Source organism: Cryobacterium luteum, assembly GCF_900110125.1.
GTDB classification, from domain to species: domain Bacteria; phylum Actinomycetota; class Actinomycetes; order Actinomycetales; family Microbacteriaceae; genus Cryobacterium; species Cryobacterium luteum.
In genome coordinates, this window is the sequence record NZ_FOCN01000003.1 from 13779 (window position 1) to 30875 (window position 17097).

17 protein-coding genes and 4 tRNA genes are annotated in these 17097 nt (G+C 64.5%); 15 read left to right on the plus strand and 6 right to left on the minus strand.

Translation table 11 applies throughout. The features are described from left to right. Nucleotides 1-118: 118 nt before the first annotated feature. Both BMW72_RS04345 and BMW72_RS04350 read left to right on the plus strand, forming a co-directional pair. The gene (locus tag BMW72_RS04345) at nucleotides 119-850 is read left to right on the plus strand and encodes a YqjF family protein (protein WP_092107680.1); all 732 of its coding nucleotides are present in this window, start codon (nucleotides 119-121) and stop codon (nucleotides 848-850) included. 71 nt (nucleotides 851-921) lie between these two features. Next, nucleotides 922-1503: a hypothetical protein gene (locus BMW72_RS04350; RefSeq protein WP_092107682.1), complete on the plus strand. Its 582-nt coding sequence runs from the start codon at nucleotides 922-924 to the stop codon at nucleotides 1501-1503. Between the two features lie 14 nt (nucleotides 1504-1517). Here the strand turns inward: BMW72_RS04350 and BMW72_RS04355 are convergent, their stop codons facing one another. The 6 genes from BMW72_RS04355 to BMW72_RS04380 form a co-directional block, all read right to left on the minus strand. Further along, nucleotides 1518-2171, minus strand: coding sequence for an SDR family oxidoreductase (locus tag BMW72_RS04355; protein ID WP_092107684.1), 654 nt, complete (start codon nucleotides 2169-2171; stop codon nucleotides 1518-1520). Nucleotides 2172-2207: 36 nt separating this feature from the next. Next, the gene (locus BMW72_RS04360; RefSeq protein WP_092107687.1) at nucleotides 2208-2921 is read right to left on the minus strand and encodes a M50 family metallopeptidase; all 714 of its coding nucleotides are present in this window, start codon (nucleotides 2919-2921) and stop codon (nucleotides 2208-2210) included. 145 nt (nucleotides 2922-3066) lie between these two features. After that, complete coding sequence (locus BMW72_RS04365; protein WP_241983839.1) at nucleotides 3067-3573, minus strand: DUF2306 domain-containing protein; 507 nt, start codon at nucleotides 3571-3573, stop codon at nucleotides 3067-3069. A 192-nt stretch (nucleotides 3574-3765) separates the two neighbouring features. After that, nucleotides 3766-4455, minus strand: coding sequence for a hypothetical protein (locus BMW72_RS04370; protein WP_092107691.1), 690 nt, complete (start codon nucleotides 4453-4455; stop codon nucleotides 3766-3768). 126 nt (nucleotides 4456-4581) lie between these two features. Continuing rightward, nucleotides 4582-7314 carry a winged helix-turn-helix domain-containing protein gene (locus BMW72_RS04375; protein ID WP_092107693.1) on the minus strand — a complete coding sequence of 911 codons (2733 nt, stop codon included), beginning with the start codon at nucleotides 7312-7314 and terminating at the stop codon, nucleotides 4582-4584. An 82-nt stretch (nucleotides 7315-7396) separates the two neighbouring features. Continuing rightward, nucleotides 7397-7469: transfer RNA gene (locus tag BMW72_RS04380), tRNA-Val, on the minus strand. Between the two features lie 290 nt (nucleotides 7470-7759). Between BMW72_RS04380 and BMW72_RS04385 the strand changes: the two genes are divergently transcribed. The 13 genes from BMW72_RS04385 (at nucleotide 7760) to yajC (ending at nucleotide 17034) form a co-directional block, all read left to right on the plus strand. Then, nucleotides 7760-7831, plus strand: a tRNA-Gly gene (locus BMW72_RS04385). Nucleotides 7832-7904: 73 nt separating this feature from the next. Continuing rightward, a tRNA-Cys gene (locus BMW72_RS04390) sits at nucleotides 7905-7975 on the plus strand. 46 nt (nucleotides 7976-8021) lie between these two features. Continuing rightward, nucleotides 8022-8093, plus strand: a tRNA-Val gene (locus tag BMW72_RS04395). 210 nt (nucleotides 8094-8303) lie between these two features. Next, nucleotides 8304-10271 (plus strand): threonine--tRNA ligase, encoded by a 1968-nt coding sequence (gene thrS / locus BMW72_RS04400; protein ID WP_241983851.1) that lies wholly within the window; start codon nucleotides 8304-8306, stop codon nucleotides 10269-10271. A 25-nt stretch (nucleotides 10272-10296) separates the two neighbouring features. Beyond that, nucleotides 10297-10866: an HIT family protein gene (locus BMW72_RS04405; protein ID WP_092108139.1), complete on the plus strand. Its 570-nt coding sequence runs from the start codon at nucleotides 10297-10299 to the stop codon at nucleotides 10864-10866. Between the two features lie 120 nt (nucleotides 10867-10986). After that, nucleotides 10987-11889 (plus strand): pyridoxal 5'-phosphate synthase lyase subunit PdxS, encoded by a 903-nt coding sequence (gene pdxS / locus BMW72_RS04410; RefSeq protein WP_092107697.1) that lies wholly within the window; start codon nucleotides 10987-10989, stop codon nucleotides 11887-11889. 17 nt (nucleotides 11890-11906) lie between these two features. After that, nucleotides 11907-12542: a pyridoxal 5'-phosphate synthase glutaminase subunit PdxT gene (gene pdxT, locus BMW72_RS04415; protein ID WP_241983852.1), complete on the plus strand. Its 636-nt coding sequence runs from the start codon at nucleotides 11907-11909 to the stop codon at nucleotides 12540-12542. Between the two features lie 74 nt (nucleotides 12543-12616). Continuing rightward, nucleotides 12617-13186, plus strand: a complete 570-nt coding sequence (locus BMW72_RS04420) for a DUF1697 domain-containing protein (RefSeq protein WP_092107699.1) — start codon at nucleotides 12617-12619, stop codon at nucleotides 13184-13186. 76 nt (nucleotides 13187-13262) lie between these two features. Continuing rightward, on the plus strand, nucleotides 13263-14027 hold the full coding sequence (locus BMW72_RS04425) for a YebC/PmpR family DNA-binding transcriptional regulator (RefSeq protein ID WP_092107701.1): 765 nt from the start codon (nucleotides 13263-13265) through the stop codon (nucleotides 14025-14027). Then, nucleotides 13978-14670: a crossover junction endodeoxyribonuclease RuvC gene (gene ruvC / locus BMW72_RS04430; RefSeq protein ID WP_166787692.1), complete on the plus strand. Its 693-nt coding sequence runs from the start codon at nucleotides 13978-13980 to the stop codon at nucleotides 14668-14670. The genes BMW72_RS04425 and ruvC overlap by 50 nt, the downstream gene beginning before the upstream one ends. After that, nucleotides 14667-15332, plus strand: a complete 666-nt coding sequence (gene ruvA / locus BMW72_RS04435) for a Holliday junction branch migration protein RuvA (protein ID WP_092107705.1) — start codon at nucleotides 14667-14669, stop codon at nucleotides 15330-15332. The genes ruvC and ruvA overlap by 4 nt, the downstream gene beginning before the upstream one ends. Continuing rightward, on the plus strand, nucleotides 15329-16408 hold the full coding sequence (gene ruvB / locus BMW72_RS04440) for a Holliday junction branch migration DNA helicase RuvB (protein WP_092107707.1): 1080 nt from the start codon (nucleotides 15329-15331) through the stop codon (nucleotides 16406-16408). Before ruvA ends, ruvB begins: the two co-directional genes overlap by 4 nt. Before the next feature lie 239 nt (nucleotides 16409-16647). Continuing rightward, entirely contained in the window at nucleotides 16648-17034 is a 387-nt protein-coding gene (yajC, locus tag BMW72_RS04445) for a preprotein translocase subunit YajC (RefSeq protein WP_092107709.1), read from the plus strand. The last annotated feature ends 63 nt before the right edge of the window (nucleotides 17035-17097 follow it).

Below are 17097 nucleotides of genomic sequence, written 5' to 3' on the forward strand. Positions count from 1 at the left end.
CGCGATTGCTGGGGGCACCGGTCTGGCGGCCCGCATTCCCGGGCGATCAACAGGCGCGGACCCCTCCGCAGCGACTACCGTTGAAGCAAATCGGTGAGAATTTTGCAGGAGGACGTGCGTGACGAACGCTGAGGCATATCCCATTTCGGCGATCGCACCGCTTCTGGCCGGGCGGGCCGTGGCCAGCCAGCGCTGGTCGCACCTGGTCTTCCTGCACTGGCGAGTGGATGCCGCGCTCGTCGCGCCGCTCCTGCCGAAAGGCCTGATCCCCGACGAATACGACGGGTCGAGCTGGGTCGGCCTGATCCCCTTCGTGCTGGATCGCGCGACCGTCCTTGGCAGCCCGCCCATTCCCTACTTCGGAACCTTCGTCGAGGTGAACGTGCGTCTCTATGCGGTCGATGCCCAAGGCCGCCGCGGCGTGGTGTTCGTCTCGCTCGAGGCCGGTCGGCTCGCCGCTGTACTGGCCGCGCATGCTCTGTTCTCGCTGCCCTACAAGTGGTCCCGCACTCGGCTCCACATCGATTCGGGCCGGTACCGGTACACCTCGACCCGCCACCGCGATCGCAACCTGCACACCGACATCGTCGCTCGCCCCGGGACCGGCACCGTGAGCAACGACCCCTTGGCAGATTTTCTGACCGCCCGCTGGGCACTGTTCACGAGCATCCGCGGGCGCACCGTGCATCTGCGCAACCACCACGAGCCGTGGCCGATTTTCCGCGCCGACCTTGAGCGCCTCGACGACACGTTGCTGGCGGCCGCGGGCTTTGTCGGCCTGGCCGATCGCTCTCCCGATTCCGTGCTGTACTCGCCCGGCGTCACCACCTGGTTCGGCCGCGGCCACTGACGGCGACCGACGCCGTGACTGTTTCGCACACATCGGGGCAACCATCAATCCACACGAAGGAGCACAGCATCATGGGATTCTTAGACTTTCTGCTCGGTCGCAAGGAACAGTCACCGACCGGGCCCGCAGCCAATCGTACCGGCAGCGCCCCCGCGCGCAGCGAGGATGAGGTCGCGGTCGAGCGCTACCAGTACCTCCTGCGCACGGCCCCGCCCGAAACCATCGAGCAGGTGCACACCGAGGCCTTTTCAAAACTGACCGATGAACAGCGGGACATTCTCTTTCGCCAGCTCACCGAGAACGTCCCGCCGAGCGAACGACCAGCGGATGCCGCGCCAGCCACGCTCGCCCAGGCCGCGACCCGGGCCGAACTGCGCCAGCCGGGAACGCTCACCCGGTCGTTCGGCAACCAAAACGGCATGGGTTTCGGCGGCATGATGGGCAGTTCCCTGCTCGGCACGGTCGCCGGCTTCGTCATCGGTTCCGCGCTGGTCAGCGCCTTCATGCCGATGGATGGCGGAGGCACCGATGCCGGTAACGAAGCGAACACCGAAACGAACGCTGACGCCGGAAGCGACGCCGGCGGGGACTCCGGTGGTGATGTCGCCGGTGACTTCGGCGGCGATTTCGGCGGCGGTGACTTCGGGTTTTAGCCCGGTCGACCGGTTCAGCGCACGGCGGCGACGGCCTCATCGATGGGGACGTCACCGTCGGTGAACTCAATGAAGCGGCCCGCGGTGTTCTCGTTGGCGAGCACGGCAGCAGCGACTCGCGCCACGTTCTCGCGTGACGTATCAGCGCGGGGCAGGTCGCTGCCCACGTTGATGGTGCCGGTCGCCGGGTTCAGGGTCAGCGTGCTCGGTCCGAGAATGGTCCAGTTGAGCGAGGTCGCGCGCAGATAGTCGTCGGCGGCGGCCTTGGCTTCGTAATACGCGAACATGCCATCGTCGGGGGAGGCACCGTGGTCGGCGCGTGAGCCCAGGTAGGACACCATCACATAACGGTAGATCCCGGCCTGAGCCGCGGCATTCATTGAGCGGATGGCCGCATCCCGATCCACCGCGTAGGTGCGCTCCGCGCTTCCTCCGCCGGCACCGGCCGACCAGACCAGGGCGTCCTGCCCGGTCAGTATGGTCGCAAGCTCGTCGGTGGACAGGTTCTCGATATCCGCCAGCATCGGCGTCGCACCGGTAGCCGCGACGTCGTCTGCGTGTGCCGGGTTGCGGATGAGTGAACTCACGTCGTGGCCGTCAGCGGTGAGTAAGCGGGCCAGGTGGAGGGCAACTTTTCCGTGCCCGCCGATGATCGCAATTTTTGTCATGTATTCAAGCCTGCCACGGTTGCCTGCATGCACGACTCAGACGAGGCCGAATCCGAGCAGTTGTGCGCTCAGCGCAATGCAGCCCAGCTGCAGGGCAATGAAGACGCCCACCCAGACAGTGCCGGGAATGTGCGTCAACCGGGCCAACTGGTCCGCATCCGAGGAGGATCCGGCCCGCCGTGAGCGGGACTGCGCCAGCTCGAAAGACGTGCGGAGCGCACCGAACAGCAGAAAAGCCGTCACCAGCAGGGCGAACACGCCCTGCACCTGAGCTGACCCGAACCAGGACACTCCAAACACCACCGCGGCGGTCACGGCCACCGACCAGAGCCCGAACCAGTTGCGAATCTGCACGAGCAGCAGGGCCAGTGCGGCCAGCAACGCCCAGAGCAGTCCCACGTCGTACCCTCGGCTGAGCAGCCAGGCGGCGCCGAGCCCGAGCAGGGCTGGGGCCGGGTAGCCGGCGAGCAGGGTGAAGATCATGCCAGGCCCACTGGGACGACCGCGGCTCACGGTGAGTCCCGAGGTGTCCGAATGCAAGCGGATGCCGCCGAGTCGACGTCCGCAGAGCACCGCGACGACGCCGTGGCCGCCTTCGTGCACAATCGTGATGGCGTGTCGGGCCACGCGCCACACCGGCGGAAAGAGCACGATCAGGGCGGCCCCAGCCACGGTCAGCCAGGTCGTAGGGGGCTGCAAAGCGGCGTGCGGTGTTGTCATGCGTTGCCAGATATCGAGAAGCACGTCCATGTGTCCCACACTATGTGAGGTCCACTGTATGTCTGTGGCTCGATCAGTCGGGTGGGGTGCGGCCACGGGCGACGAGAGCCAGCAGCGACCGCCCGGTGGGTCGCGCAGGAGTCGTTGCAGGGCACGTGTACTGAACCGCCCGCAGTCATGTTGCCATCCTTGTCAGGTTTGGGGAGGGGAGTCGCCGCGCTCTGTGCCGGATGACCGTCTCGGCCACCACGACATTAATGACCCAGGCGGCACCCATGAGTGTTGTACGCGAAAGCTCGTCGGTGGATCCGAAGATGATCGAGCCGGGGAGAAGGACGATCGCCTGGGTGCCGGCGCCCATGCCGATCGCGAAGGCCCGCGTCATCCAGTCGCCGTGCGCAACGAACTTGCGCCGCATGAGCGCGCGGATGCCGAGCAGGATACTCGCGGCCATCGCGGAGCCGAAGAACAGGCGGAGGACCGTCAGTACGACGCCATCGCCGAGGGGGTGTGGGTAGAAAACCGCCATCCACATCCCGGACAGGGCCGTCAGCAGCCCGGCGGGGATGAGGATGCGGCCCGCCACGCGGTGCCATCGATTCCTGCGGCGACGCAGAGCAGGCACAAACTGGAACGCACCGAGAAGGCTGAAGATGGTGACGCTGATAATGTGGATTACCACGGGGAAGGGGGAGTCAATGAATCGCGCGTTGTGGCTTGTCAGTGCGGCCCCACCGGTCACCTCGCCAAGCCGCGCCGCGCCCGCGAGCACGGGGATAAGGCTGAGAAGGATGAGCCCCGTAGGCGTGAGCCATGGGGAACCAGGCGCTCCACCTCGAATCAAGCTGCCCAGCGAGGCGAATTTCGTACCGCCTCATCTCGACGCGCGGTCGAGGCCGGCCTCGTCGGTGTGCGCCTGCAGGGCCGTGGCGTTTGCGCGCAGATCGTACCAGAGCGAGTAGCCGAACCAGACGAGGGCGAGGCCCATGGGGATGGCGGCCATCCGCTCGAGAGTGTGCGGAAGCAGTGCCCCAGCGATCGGCGTTACGGCCGCGGCGGCGATGAGCAGGATGCCAGCCCCGCGCGACAGCATGCGGGCTCTGATGATGGCGATGCCGAAGAGAATCGCGCCAACCACGTACAAGACGGCTCCGACCTGAGGAAGTGCCGTGAGCGGTCCGAGGTCGGTCACAGGCGCGTAGCGGCCGAATAGCCCGACGAAGTCCGTGGAGGTCTGGGGAGCGTCGACCACGAACAGGGGTGCGATGAAGGCTTCCGCGAAGTTGAAGGCAGACTGCAGAATGAAGAAGAAGCCGAACATCAGGTATCCGATGAGGCCGAGGATCCCAAACTGCCGCACCTGCCTGAGGTAGATGCCGGTGACACCGACGACAGCGAGCACCGCCTCGACGAAACTCAGGATGTGGACGACCACCCACTGTTGTGTGGACAGCGATGCGACGACGTCGGCGGGGTGGATGAACTGGATGACGATATAGGCAAGGCCTGCGAGAGCGGCAGCAACCGCGGTCCCGCGGGTGAGGGTGGATGTCGTGATGTTCATGGCGTGCTCCTCGTGCTCCAGGTTGGCCGGGCGATTGCCCGGCCATATCCGAAAAGCTACGAAACGATGTGGTGACGCGTAATCACCACATTGGCGGATCGCGTGGTGATTGTGGGACTGGCGGCGCTAGATCAAACCCTGCGATTCGGCAGAGCGAACGGCGGCAGCACGGCTGCTCACGTTGAGTTTGAGGAAGATATGTTTCGTATGGGTGCGCATCGTGTTCAGAGAGACGTAGAGCTCGCGGGCGATCTGCGGACCGGAAAGTTCCGTCGCGAGGAGTCTCAGGACGTGCAGTTCGCGCTCGCTCAGCGTGTCGATCGGCTGCCCAGAGGCCATAACGCCCTCGGTCGCGCGAAGAGCCTGGCTGAGCCGACGAACGAAGTCTGGGCGGATGCCCGCGCCCGCTGCGGTGCGCAGGAGCGTGAGCATGGGCGCGCGCTCGTCGACGAACAGGCGGAAATAGCCCTCGGGCTCTGCCAGGGCGAGGGCGCGTTCCAGGGGGACGAGCGCGCGGGATGTCTTGCCCTGCGCGAGGAATGCGAGGGCCTGCAGCACCAGGATTTCGCACACGCTGCCTCTCCGACCGCCCGCTTCCGCAGCAATGATCAGCCGGCCGAGCACAGCGTGCGCGGCGTCGATGGAGTTGCTCAGGGCGTCAACGCTGTACTCCGCGATCAACAGTCGAGCGAGCGTGATGTGGCCAAACTCGCGGAGATAGTCTGGTGTATCCGTGGGCGTCAGCCCCTGCTCCACCACCCACGTGCGTGCCTCGAAAAGGCGCCCCTGCGTGATCCGAATGCGAGCCTTCATACCGTCGATCGGGCGGACGTCGGGGAAGAATCCGCGGCGGTAGTGGTGTTGCGCCTGCGTGAGCGAGTCGATAGCGAGGTCGGGTTCACCGTCGGCTTCGTGCACTCTCGCCATCGCCACGAACCATCGGTATCGATGCTCGTGCGAGAGGGCACCGTCGCCCAGTGCGGTGCTTGCTGTCAGGTGCTCCTTGGCGAGCATGAGATCGTTGCGCTCTCGAAGGACGTCGCTGAAGCCAGCGTGCAGGTCTGCCGTCGGCTGGCCGCCATTGCCGCGCTGGATGGCTTGCTGCAACGCATCATTATAGATTCCCTGAGCTTCCCGAAGCCGACCGAGCGGGATCAGCATGTCTGCGATGACCATTGTGGTGCTCAGCGCGTCGGTCAGGTTGCCGGCGAGGCGGAGGCTGTTCGCGGAATCCCCGAAAGCCTTAACGCCGGCCTCGAGGTCGCCGTTGGCCCATGCCGCGAGGCCCCACAAACCGGCCGCTGCGCCCCGCCCCAAGTGATCCTCGGGCCGTGCGGCGTCTAAGGCGCGCTGGGCATGGTGAACGATCCCGGCCTGGTTTCCCATCGCCAGGGCGAGGGAAGCACGGTACAGCTCGATCGTGACAGGGAGGGCTTGAAGTTCCTCACCCGGTTCCGAATCGTGTGCGGACCCATCGCCAGCTTCGCCTCCCGCCAGGAGCTGTTCTGCTTCGGTTAGCTGGCGATCCACGGAGGGGATATCGCCAGCGACGAGGGAGGACCATGCGGAAAACACTCGCAGCACCGGTCTGCGCTTCTTGGCGTCATCCGGCAGCGTCGCGAGCCATCCGAGGAGGGTCGCATCCTGTCTGCTCTTCCGGACGATCGGGATGGTCGCCTCGATCACGCGTGCGGCCCGCGTGAAGTCGGATGCTTCGAACGCATGTCGAACGGCTTCATCGGGCGAGTTATTGAGTTCGTACCATGCACTGGCACGGCCATGAAGCGGTCGGACGTGGTCGGGCCCGTGCACGAGGAGCCTCGAGCGCAAGACGTCAGCGAAGAGATGGTGGTAGCGGTACCACTGGCGTCGGTCATCCAGGGGAACTATGAACAGGTTCGCTCGCTCGAGTGATTCCAGAATCTCGGCGCTGTCCGAGCGTCCGGTCACGGCGTCGCACAGGGAGCCGCAGAGCCGGTCGAGAATCGCCGTCTGGCAGAGAAACTCACGCACGTGAAGCGGCGCCCGATGGAGCACCTCCTCAATGAGGTAGTCGATGACGAACCGGTTGCTGCCGGTGAAAGCGTCGATGAAGGCGGGGATATCTGTGCTGCCACGCATGGACAGCGCGGCGAGTTGAAGCCCAACGATCCAGCCCTCCGTGCGCATCTCCAGCGCAGCGACGTTCTCACGGGTGAGCGACAGACCGGTCATCTGATCGAGAAACGCGGCGGCTTCGTCGGAAGTGAAGCGCAGGTGGGCGGCGCGCAATTCCGTGAGGTGTCCGTCGGCTCGCAATCGAGCCAGGGGCAGAAGCGGATCGGAGCGGCTGGCTATTGCCAAGTGGATCGTGGACGGCAGATGGTCGAGGAGGAACGCGACCGCGTCGCGCACTGATGCGTCCTCGATGAGCTGGAAATCGTCCAGGAACAGGATCATGCGGTTTGGGCTGCGGGAAACGTTGTTGATGAGTGACGTGAGGGTCGCCTCTGGAGACAGTTGGCCGTGGTCATCCACCTGGCCGACATCTGGATCTGCACCGACATCTGGATCTGCACCGACATCTGGATCTGCACCGTGGACAGCGGCCACAAGATAGTTGAGAAATCGAACCGGGTCGTTGTCGCTTTGTTCCAGCGACAGCCAAGCGACGCGGACCTTCGGGTCGAGTCGACGACTCTGCGCGATCCACTCGCCCAGAAGTGTGGTCTTGCCAAATCCCGCTGGTGCGGAGACGACAGTCAGTTTTCGTCCCGCGCGGACCCCCGCTTCCAGTTGGTCGACGAGACGCGGGCGGGAAATGACGTGGGAGCGCAGCGGTGGTACGAAGAGCTTTGTGGCCAGTATCGGCATCACCATTGGCCCATCGTAGCCCTGTGCCGAACGCCTATACCGATCGGACGAGTTCTGGTTGCCAAACGCACTGACCGGGGGTTTTTTGTGGGCGATGCGGGACTTGAACCCACGACCTCTTCCGTGTGAAGGAAGCGCGCTACCAGCTGCGCCAATCGCCCAAATGAATTACTGCACCGCAACCAAACGTTGGCTTGCGACTTTTGATACTAGCCCAGACTGATGCGTTGCCGCACATCGACGGCGCACCGGGTGTGGCGCGTCCAACCTTGGGACCAGCCAAGCCGTCGTTTCGGACGCGGTCGAAGCCAATTTAGCGTGGCGCGGGAGCCGCGCCGCTGCGTCGCAAACCCGCCAGCACTACATGGCGCAACACGCCGTAAACGGCTCGGTTTGGTTTCCGTCTTGCTATTCAGCTAGAGTCTCTGAGTACGCAGAAATGCGGACAGTTGCGGATGTGGCGCAGTGGTAGCGCATCACCTTGCCAAGGTGAGGGTCGCGAGTTCGAATCTCGTCATCCGCTCAAATGAACTGGAATCGGCCTTCGGGCCGGTTCCAATTCGTTTGGTATGAACCCATATGGTGTGAACCCACATGGTGGATTGGCCGAGAGGCGAGGCAGCGGCCTGCAAAGCCGTTAACACGGGTTCGAATCCCGTATCCACCTCCGTTCTTTGAGCACGTCCTGAAGAATACGTACTTCCCAGAATCTTGGGCGATTGGCGCAGCGGTAGCGCGCTTCCCTGACACGGAAGAGGTCACTGGTTCGATCCCAGTATCGCCCACAGAGTATGTTCCGTTCACAACAAAAGCCCCGGTTCGCTGGGGCTTTTTTGTACCCAAAATCGCAACGGTGCGTGGAGAACTGTGCCAGCGCTCTGCCCGCCGACGAACTACGCCGCGCACGCCGCTAAAGTTGACGGGTAGGCAATCAATAGGGAGTTATACACGTGGCTGACGGCTTTGCGCTTTTCACCGATCGATCCGTTGTCGCAATGCGCGTCAACGGTGAGTTGAAAGATCTGGCGGCCACCGTGTTGCCGACGGATACCGTCGAACCGGTCAGCATAAATTCTCCCGACGGCCTCAACATTCTGCGCCACTCCGCCACCCACGTGCTCGCCCAGGCCGTGCAGACCGTGAACCCGGCCGCCCGCCTCGGTATCGGCCCCTTCGTCACGGATGGCTTCTACTACGACTTCGACGTGGCCGAACCGTTCACGCCGGACGATATCAAATCGCTCGAAAAGGCGATGGACCGCATCATCCGCCAGGGCCAGCGGTTCGTGCGCCGCGTCGTCACCCACGACGAGGCCCGCGCCGAACTGGCCGCCGAACCCTACAAGCTCGAACTCATCGGCATCAAGGGCGGACCCGGTGAGGGCGGCGATGCTGCCGGCAACAACAGCCCGACCGCCGACGAAGAATCGGTCGAGGTCGGCGGCGCTGAACTCACCATCTATGACAACGTCGACCCGAAGACGGGGGAGACGGTCTGGAAGGACCTCTGCCGCGGCCCGCACCTGCCCAACACCCGCATGATCGGCAACGGCTACTCGCTCACCCGGCTGGCCGCCGCGTACTGGCGCGGTTCCGAGAAGAACCCCCAGCTGCAGCGCATCTACGGCACGGCCTGGCCGACCAAGGATGAACTTCGCGCCTACCAGACCCGTCAGGAAGAGGCCGCCAAGCGCGACCACCGCAAACTCGGCGCCGAACTGGACCTGTTCAGCTTTCCGGAAGAGATCGGTTCCGGCCTGGCCGTGTTCCACCCCAAGGGCGGCATCATTCGGCAGGAGATGGAGAACTACTCGCGCAAACGCCACTCCGAGGCCGGCTACGACTTCGTCTACTCGCCGCACATCACCAAGTCGACCCTGTTCGAAACCTCCGGCCACCTCGACTGGTACCGCGAGGGTATGTTCCCCCCGATGCACCTTGACGAGGAACGCGACGAGACCGGCCATGTCACCCGTCAGGGCGTCGACTACTACCTCAAGCCGATGAACTGCCCGTTCCACAACCTCATCTTCAAGTCCAGCGGTCGCAGCTACCGTGAGCTGCCGATGCGTCTGTTCGAATTCGGGTCGGTCTACCGCTACGAGAAGTCCGGTGTGCTCAACGGGCTCACCCGTGTGCGCGGCATGACCCAGGACGACGCCCACATCTACACGACCAAGGAAGGCATGAAAGAGGAGCTCACCAGCACCCTCAACTTCGTGCTGCAGCTCCTCGCCGACTACGGACTCGAGGACTACTACCTCGAGCTGTCCACCAGAGACCCGAAGAAGTTCGTCGGCAGCGACGACGCCTGGGAGGAGGCCACGGAGACCCTGCGCGAGGTCGCGGAAGGCTCCGGTCTCGATCTGGTCGCCGACCCGGGCGGGGCAGCCTTCTACGGCCCCAAAATCTCGGTTCAGGCTCGCGACGCCATCGGTCGCACCTGGCAGATGTCGACCATTCAGCTCGACTTCAACCTGCCCGAACGGTTCGACCTGGAGTACACCGCGAACGACGGCAGCCGCCAGCGACCGGTAATGATCCACCGTGCCCTGTTCGGCTCGATCGAGCGCTTCTTCGCCGTGCTCACCGAGCACTACGCCGGGGCCTTCCCGGTGTGGCTGGCGCCGGTTCAGGTCGTCGGCATCCCGGTGTCCGAGCAGTACGGCCCCTACCTCGACGACGTGATCGCGACCCTGAAGAAGGCCGGCGTGCGCGCCGAGGTCGACCACTCCGACGATCGCATGCAGAAGAAGATCCGCACCCACACCAAGGCCAAGGTGCCCTACCAGCTCATCGTGGGCGAAGACGACCAGGCCAACGGCGCGGTGAGCTTCCGCTACCGCGACGGCACGCAGCAAAACGGCGTGCCGGTTGCCGAGGCTGTGCGTCTCATCGTGGAATCGATCGAGAATCGCGCCCAGGTCGTGACCACCCCGGTCGCCGCCGAAGTGCAGGCGTAGCGTGCCGGGCATTCCCGCCGACCGTCTGCGCGGTTCCGAGTCCGCTGACGCGGGTGCGGGGGAGACGTCTGCCGACTTCGCGGCGGTGCCGGATGCCTTCCAGCGGCTTTGGACGCCGCACCGGATGGTCTACATCCAGGATGGTCAGCAGCCGCACCCCGACGACTGCCCGTTCTGCATCGCACCGGGGCTGGGCAATGAGAAGGCACTGATCGTGGCGCGCGGCACCCACGCCTACGTGCTGCTCAACCTTTTTCCCTACAACAGCGGTCACCTGTTGGTCTGCCCGTACCGGCACGTCGCCACCTATGATCAGGCCACGCCGGAGGAGGTCGCCGAGATCGGTGAACTCACCCAGATCGCCATGCGGGTGCTCACCCAGGTGTCGAAGTGTGACGGATTCAACCTCGGCATGAACCAGGGGCGCATCGCCGGAGCCGGCATCGCCGAGCACCTGCACCAGCACATCGTGCCCCGCTGGGCTCTGGACTCCAACTTTTTTCCCATCATCGCCGGCACCAAGGCCATTCCGCGCCTGCTCGGCGACGTTCGCCGTGAAATCGCCGACGGCTGGCCCGCCGCGACGTCACTCTAGCTCTCCTGTCACCGTCGGGCGCCCGCTGGTATGCCTCGGCCCGTTCCCGTTCCGACCACAGCGCCCCCGACCCCCAGCCCCCGACCAGACCACCACCGTGCAAGGAATAGGATCGTAGTTATGACTGAATCAAACTCCGCCGAGCAGTTCGGCTCGAGCCGCGTCAAGCGCGGACTCGCCGAAATGCTCAAGGGCGGCGTCATCATGGACGTCGTCACCGCTGCCCAGGCTCGAATCGCTGAAGACGCCGGCGCTGTCGCCGTCATGGCCCTCGAACGCGTTCCCGCCGACATCCGCTCACAGGGCGGCGTGGCCCGCATGAGCGACCCCGACCTGATCGACAGCATCATCGCCGAGGTCAACATTCCAGTCATGGCGAAGGCCCGCATCGGCCATTTCGTCGAGGCGCAGATTCTTGAGGTGCTCGGCGTCGACTACATCGACGAGTCCGAAGTGCTCAGCCCGGCCGACTACAAGAACCACATCGACAAGTGGAACTTCACCATTCCCTTCGTCTGTGGCGCGACCAACCTCGGTGAGGCGCTTCGCCGCATCAACGAGGGCGCAGCCATGATCCGTTCGAAGGGTGAGGCCGGCACCGGCGACGTCTCCGAAGCCACCAAGCACATCCGCACCATCAACGGTGAGATCAAGCGCCTCACCTCGATGAGCCGCGACGAACTGTACGTCGCCGCGAAGGAGCTGCAGGCTCCGTACGAGCTCGTCGCCGAAATCGCCTCGACCGGCAAGCTGCCCGTTGTGCTGTTCACCGCAGGCGGCGTGGCCACCCCGGCCGACGCTGCCATGATGATGCAGCTCGGTGCTGACGGCGTGTTCGTCGGCTCCGGAATCTTCAAGTCGGGCAACCCGGAGCAGCGCGCGGCAGCCATCGTGAAGGCCGTCACATTCTACGATGACGCCAAGGTCATCGCTGAAGTCTCCCGAGGCCTCGGCGAGGCCATGGTCGGCATCAACGTGTCCGATATTCCGGCGCCGCACCTCCTCTCCACTCGCGGCTGGTAGCGCATCCGTTCGTGACGATCCTCTCCGTGGGCACCGGACCGACCGCTACCGCCGTACCGGCAGGACTGCGCGTCGGGGTGCTCGCGCTGCAGGGCGATTTTCGCGAACACGCGCAGGTACTGCGTGAGCTCGGAGCAAGCGTTGACCTGGTTCGCCGTCCGGAAGAACTCGACCAGATCGACGGTCTGGTCATTCCGGGCGGTGAATCCAGCGTCATGGACAAACTCGCCCGTACGTTCGGCCTCGCCGTGCCGCTCCGGGCTGCCATCCGCGGTGGGCTTCCGGTCTACGGTACCTGCGCCGGCCTGATCATGCTCGCCGACACCATTCTCGACGGCATGAACGGGCAGCAGAGTCTCGGCGGGCTCGATATCAGTGTGCGCCGCAACGCCTTCGGCTCGCAAACGGCGTCCTTTGAGACCGACCTCGACATTCCGGTGCTCGGTGAGCAGCCGGTACACGCCGTCTTCATTCGGGCTCCGGTCGTTGAGACCGTCGGCCCGCGAGCGACGGCCCTGGCCACCCTCGACGACGGTCGCTGTGTCGCCGTGGAGCAGGGAAACCTGCTTGGCACGTCCTTTCACCCGGAAATCACCGGCGAAGACCGTTTTCACCGGTATTTCCTGCAGAAACTGAGTCGCCGTCGCAGGTGAGGAGATGCTCATTTGTGCCGGGCGCGTGAGTGTGGCTAGGGTTCAGACATGACTCAGACAACCGGTGGTCAACGATGACCCGTTACGTAGCACTGCTCCGCGGCATCAACGTCAACGGCATCACCGTTGCCATGGCCGATCTCGCCGACACTTTTCATGAACTCGGCTACACCGACGTCAAAACGGTGCTGGCGAGTGGCAACGTGCTCTTCAGTATCGACAGCCCGCTCGTCGACACTCCGCCAATTAACAGAGTGGATGCCGCCGCCCTCAAGTCCCGCATCGAAGCCGCCCTGACCGCCCGGTTCGAGTATGAGGCGTGGATCGTGCTCGTCGACGCCGAATCGCTCGACCGAATCGTGCGTGCCTACCCCTTCAACGCGGACCACGATGGTTGGCATTCCTATGTCATGTTCTCCTCCGACCCCGGCCATCTCAGCGAACTCGCCGGCCACGCCAAGGAACTCGATGCGTCCGACGAACGCATCGAACTCGGCCATGGCGTGCTGTACTGGGAGGTGCGCAAGGCTGTCGGCATCAAGAGCGCTTTCAGCAAGAAGAGCGCCAAGCTCAAGTACCGCGACACGACCACCACGCGCAACCTGCACACGCTGCACAAGCTGCTCGAAGTCACTCCGGGATAGACTGGAATGGCACCAAGCGTGCACCAACTTCGCAGCGCTCACTTATTTTTTGACGTAGCACAACAACGGGAGATGTATGTCCGGGCATTCCAAATGGGCCACCACCAAGCACCAGAAGGCGGTCACCGACTCGCGTCGGGCCAAAGCGTTCGCCAAGCTCATCAAGAACATCGAGGTCGCGGCCCGACTGGGCGGCGCAGATCTCTCGGGTAACCCCACTCTGGTCGACGCCATTCAGAAGGCCAAGAAGACCTCGGTACCCAACGACAACATCGACCGTGCCGTCAAGCGCGGTGCCGGACTGTCGGGTGAACAGGTCGACTATACGACCATCATGTACGAGGGCTACGCTACGCACGGCGTCGCAATCATGATCGAGTGCCTCACCGACAACAAGAACCGCGCTGCCGCGGAAGTTCGAACCGCGATGGCCCGCAACGGCGGAGCCATGGCCGACCCGGGCAGTGTCGCCTACAACTTTCACCGGAAGGGCGTCGTGGTGGTCAAGCACCTGCCGACGATCACCGAGGATGACATCATGCTCGCCGTTCTCGATGCCGGTGCCGAGGAGGTCATCGACGAGGGCGACACGTTCGAGATCCACTCCGCCGTTGGCGACCTCGTCGCCACCCGCACCGCGCTGCAGGCAGCCGGAATCGACTACGAGTCGGCGGACATCGCCTTCATTCCGTCGCTCAAGATCGAGGTCGACGCCGAAACCGCACGCAAGGTGTTCCACCTGATCGACGCGATGGAAGACCTCGATGACGTGCAGAACGTCTACTCCAACTATGACCTGTCTGCTGAAGTGCAGGCCGCCCTCGCGAGCGAGTCCGAGTAGTTCGGTGGCGGTCCGGGTTCTCGGCATCGACCCGGGCCTCACCCGCTGCGGTGTCGGCGTCGTCGACGTAGAAGGTAACCGGTCGGCCCGCCTGGTGGACGTGACCGTGCTGCGGAGCGCGCCCGGCCTTCCCCTGGAGCAGCGCTTGCTGCTGTTGTCCCAGGGGCTGGAAGAGATGCTTGACCGGCACCGGCCGCAGTTCATCGCCATTGAGCGGGTCTTCGCCCAGCACAATGTGCGCACCGTCATGGGGACAGCCCAGATCAGCGGCGTCGCCCTGCTGATGGCCGCCCAGCGCGGCGTGCCGGTGACCCTGCACACGCCGAGCGAGGTGAAAGCCGCCATCACCGGTTACGGGGCCGCCGACAAGAAACAGGTCGGCACCATGGTCGCCCGCATTCTCGGCCTCACCGAGATTCCCAAACCGGCCGACGCAGCGGATGCCCTCGCCCTCGCCATCTGCCACGCGTGGCGCACCGGCGCCTCCGGCGGCACCCTGCCGACCGTAGCTTCGATCACAGCGACCGTCACACCCGGGCCACTCACCCCGGCCCAGAAAGCATGGCGGGCCGCTGAGCGTGGGTCGATGCCAGGGGTGTCTGTACCGGCACTGTCAGTGGTGCCCCGTAGTCTTAAGCAGTGATCTCTTCCGTACGTGGCCTCGTCCTCTCAGCCCTCGGCTCAACCGTGGTCGTCGAAGTGGGGGGTATCGGCCTCGCCGTGCAGGTGACGCCGGCCACTGCCCTGGGCGTGCGCATCAACGACGAAGCCCGGCTGATGACGACGCTCATCGTACGCGAAGACTCGCTCACCCTGTATGGCTTTTTCACCACCGAGGAACTCACGGTATTCGAACTGCTCGTCGGAGTCACCGGTGTCGGCCCCAAATCGGCCCTCGGCGTGCTGGCCGTGCTCACGCCCAACCAGATCGCGCAGGCCGTCGCCGGCGACGATGACGGCGCGTTCCGCAAGGTGAGCGGCATCGGGCCGAAGACAGCCAAACTCATCGTGCTCTCCCTCACCGGAAAGCTTGCCGTGACGCCCGCCAGCACGCCGACCCGCCCGCTGGGAGCCACCTCCGTGGCTGCGAGCGTGCAGGCGGCACTGATCGGCCTCGGCTGGTCGGAACGCGTCGCGGCCGAGGCCGTCGACGACACTCTCACCGAATTGGCGGATGCCGCCGGTGCCGACTCCGCCCCGCCGGCGGTCGCCGCCGTGCTCCGACTGGCCCTCGGCCGCCTCGGCCCGGCAGCGCACCATGCCACAGGAGCGGCCGCCGCTTCGACCAGCAAGGATCGTTCATGACCCGCGACGCCGCCGCCAACCCTGCAGCCGTCGAGCACCCCGCCGCCGAACTCAGCAATCCCTCGCTCGAGAGCGAATCGGAGCTGGCCTTCGAGGGCGCGCTGCGCCCGGCGAGCCTGGCTGAATTCGTCGGCCAGAAGAAGGTCCGCGGGCAGTTGCAGCTTCTGCTGACCGCCGCAACGATGCAGAATCGCACGCCCGACCATATCCTTCTGGCTGGCCCACCCGGCCTCGGCAAGACCACCCTGGCGATGATCGTCGCCTATGAGGGCAACCGCCCGCTGCGCATGTCGAGCGGCCCCGCCATCCAACACGCCGGTGATCTCGCGGCTGTGCTGTCGTCGTTGGTGCCCGGCGAAGTGCTGTTCATCGACGAAATCCATCGCATGGCCCGCTCCGCCGAAGAGATGCTCTATCTCGCCATGGAAGACTTTCGCATCGACATCATGGTGGGCAAGGGAGCCGGCGCCACCTCCGTTCCGCTCGACCTGGCGCCGTTCACCCTGGTCGGGGCCACGACCAGGTCGGGGCTCCTGCCGAACCCCCTGCGCGACCGATTCGGCTTCACCGCGCACCTCGAGTTCTACGCCGAGAACGAGCTTGAACAGGTGCTCGGTCGGGCCGCGCAGCTGATTGGTCTGCCGATCAAAGCGGATGCCCTCGCCGAGATCGCCGGCCGCTGCCGAGGCACACCGCGAATCGCGAACCGCCTGCTGCGGCGGGTACGGGACTATGCCCTCGTGCACGGGGGAGCGGCGGACATAGCGGCCGTGCACGCGGCCCTCGAGCTGTATGACGTCGATGCGATCGGCCTTGATCGACTCGACCGCGAGGTCATGAAGATCATCCTGACCCGCTTTGGTGGTGGGCCCGTCGGCCTCAACACGCTCGCCGTCTCGGTCGGTGAAGAGTCCGAAACAGTGGAGGCGGTCGTGGAGCCGTTCCTGGTACGGATAGGCTTCCTCACGCGCACCCCGCGAGGGCGCGTTGCCACCAGCGCAGCGTGGCAGCATTTTGGTCTGGCCTCTCCGCCTGGCCTGACCATACCGGGCAGTGCAACGCTTATTGACCTATAATTCAATTTGGCCCGTCTGTCTATACCAATTACGGCTATACCAATTACGGCCATACCAATTACGGCCATACCAATTACGGCTATACCAATTACGGCTATACCTACATCGGCCATACCTGAAAAGCCGTACTTGGGAAAGACGACACCTGATCGATCCGCTGGCACGTGCCGGTGGGTTAGTCTGGCCCACACTCACAAGCTTCGGCCACCCGCGCCGCAATCGGAAGGTTTCACCGCTCCATGGATAATCTGACTCTCGTCATGCTGGCCGTTCTGGCCGTTCTCGTCTTCTTCATGTTCCGCAACGGCCGTAAGCGCAAGAAAGACCAGGAGGCCCTGCAGGCCACCATGGTTCCCGGCGCCGATGTCATGACCAACTTCGGCATGTACGGCACGATCATTGCCATCGATGAAGAGGCCAACAAGGTCCAACTGCAGATCGCGCCCGGCGTCATCGTTGAAATCCACCGTCAGACCATCGCTCGCGTGGTCGAGCCGGTCGTTGCAGAGGATCTCGACGACACCCACGTTGACAGCATCGATTCGCTCAGTGAACCGGAATTCGGCCAGCGTGTTGCCGACACCGACACCGACACCACCGAGCAGCCCAAAAAGGGCGACGCGTAGCTCCTGCTTTATAGGTCTTCCTCGCCTGGCTTGACCTGCATCACGACATACGTCCTGCATTAC

What these genes read in the sequence shown, in the direction of transcription:
- BMW72_RS04350 (WP_092107682.1), top strand. Translation starts at nt 922, where the DNA reads ATGGGATTCTTAGACTTTCTGCTCGGTCGCAAGGAACAGTCACCGACC.
- BMW72_RS04355 (WP_092107684.1), bottom strand. Translation starts at nt 2,171, where the DNA reads ATGACAAAAATTGCGATCATCGGCGGGCACGGAAAAGTTGCCCTCCAC.
- BMW72_RS04360 (WP_092107687.1), bottom strand. Translation starts at nt 2,921, where the DNA reads ATGGACGTGCTTCTCGATATCTGGCAACGCATGACAACACCGCACGCC.
- BMW72_RS04370 (WP_092107691.1), bottom strand. Translation starts at nt 4,455, where the DNA reads ATGAACATCACGACATCCACCCTCACCCGCGGGACCGCGGTTGCTGCC.
- BMW72_RS04375 (WP_092107693.1), bottom strand. Translation starts at nt 7,314, where the DNA reads ATGGTGATGCCGATACTGGCCACAAAGCTCTTCGTACCACCGCTGCGC.
- thrS (WP_241983851.1), top strand. Translation starts at nt 8,304, where the DNA reads ATGCGCGTCAACGGTGAGTTGAAAGATCTGGCGGCCACCGTGTTGCCG.
- pdxS (WP_092107697.1), top strand. Translation starts at nt 10,987, where the DNA reads ATGACTGAATCAAACTCCGCCGAGCAGTTCGGCTCGAGCCGCGTCAAG.
- BMW72_RS04420 (WP_092107699.1), top strand. Translation starts at nt 12,617, where the DNA reads ATGACCCGTTACGTAGCACTGCTCCGCGGCATCAACGTCAACGGCATC.
- BMW72_RS04425 (WP_092107701.1), top strand. Translation starts at nt 13,263, where the DNA reads ATGTCCGGGCATTCCAAATGGGCCACCACCAAGCACCAGAAGGCGGTC.
- ruvC (WP_166787692.1), top strand. Translation starts at nt 13,978, where the DNA reads ATGACCTGTCTGCTGAAGTGCAGGCCGCCCTCGCGAGCGAGTCCGAGT.
- ruvB (WP_092107707.1), top strand. Translation starts at nt 15,329, where the DNA reads ATGACCCGCGACGCCGCCGCCAACCCTGCAGCCGTCGAGCACCCCGCC.
- yajC (WP_092107709.1), top strand. Translation starts at nt 16,648, where the DNA reads ATGGATAATCTGACTCTCGTCATGCTGGCCGTTCTGGCCGTTCTCGTC.